This window comes from Halomonas sp. 707D4 (assembly GCF_024158685.1).
Lineage (GTDB): Bacteria > Pseudomonadota > Gammaproteobacteria > Pseudomonadales > Halomonadaceae > Vreelandella.
The window spans coordinates 1-1,116 of sequence record NZ_JAMZBD010000723.1 but is presented as its reverse complement, the minus strand read 5'-3'; the positions used below and the strand labels follow the sequence as shown (position 1 = coordinate 1,116).

General features: G+C 66.8%; 1 protein-coding gene. It reads right to left on the bottom strand.

The window, feature by feature from the left end; translation table 11 throughout:
- Window positions 1-945, bottom strand: a 945-nt coding sequence (locus tag BIS11_RS18225) for an aspartate aminotransferase family protein (RefSeq protein WP_253586812.1), incomplete at its 3' end; no start/stop codon positions are given.
- Window positions 946-1,116 lie beyond the last annotated feature (171 nt).

Here is a 1,116-nt window from a genome sequence, read left to right as displayed (position 1 = left end):
CTCGAACACCTCGAGCACGGCCAGCGCCGCTGCGCAGGCGGTGGGGCTGCCGGTGTAGGTGCCGCCCAGCGAGTTGGGGCCGGAGGCGTCCATGAGCTTGTCGGTGCCGACGATGGCCGAGATCGGCATGCCGTCCGCCATGCTTTTCGCCATGGTCATGATGTCCGGCTCCACGCCGCTGTGCTCGATGGCGAAGAGCTTGCCGGTACGCCCGAAGCCCGACTGCACCTCGTCGACGATCATCAGGATGCCGAGTTCGTCGCAGATGTCGCGCACGCGCTTCAAGAACGAGGCGGGCGCGGGGTAGAAGCCGCCTTCGCCGAGTACCGGCTCGAGCACGATGGCGGCGGTGTTGGTCGGGCCGGCGTCGGTCTTCAGCGCCATCATCAGCCCGCGAATGGCTTCTTCCTCGCTGATGCCGTGGTAGGGCACCGGGTAGGGCGCGCGAAACACGGTGCCGGGCATCGGGCCGAAGTCGGTCTGGTACGGCGCGACTTTGCCGTTCATCGCCATGGTGAAGAAGGTGCGCCCGTGGTAGCCGCCGTCGAAGCAGATCACGTTGGGCCGTTTGGTGGCCGCCCGGGCGATCTTGACCGCGTTCTCCAGCGCCTCGGCGCCGGAGTTGGCCAGCATCACCTTGGCGTGGCCGCGCACCGGCACTACCTGGCTCAACTTCTCGGCCACTTTCACGTAGCCCTCATAGGGCATCACGGTCTGGCAGGTGTGCATGACCTTGTCGAGCTGCTCCTTGACCGCAGCGACCACCTTGGGGTGGCGGTGGCCGATGTTGAGCACGCCGATGCCGCCGGCGAAGTCGATGAAGCGGTTGCCGTCCGCGTCCCAGATCTCGGCATTCTCGGCCCGGGCGGCATAGGCGGTGGCGGGGCTTGCCGCACCCGCGGCCACGTATTTCTGCTTTAGCTTGTCGAGCTCGGCATTGGTCATGGCTTGCTCCTGTCGTGGGACGTGCAGCCTCGCTCCGTCCCTCATGGGTGTTGCGTTAGCATAGTACGCAGGAGCGCGGTTGACATCCCGCCACGCAGGGCGGTCAGGCGTCGGCCAGGTCGGCCCGGGAGTAAAGCTTTTCGCGCAGGGCGAGAAGCCGCGGGGTAAGGT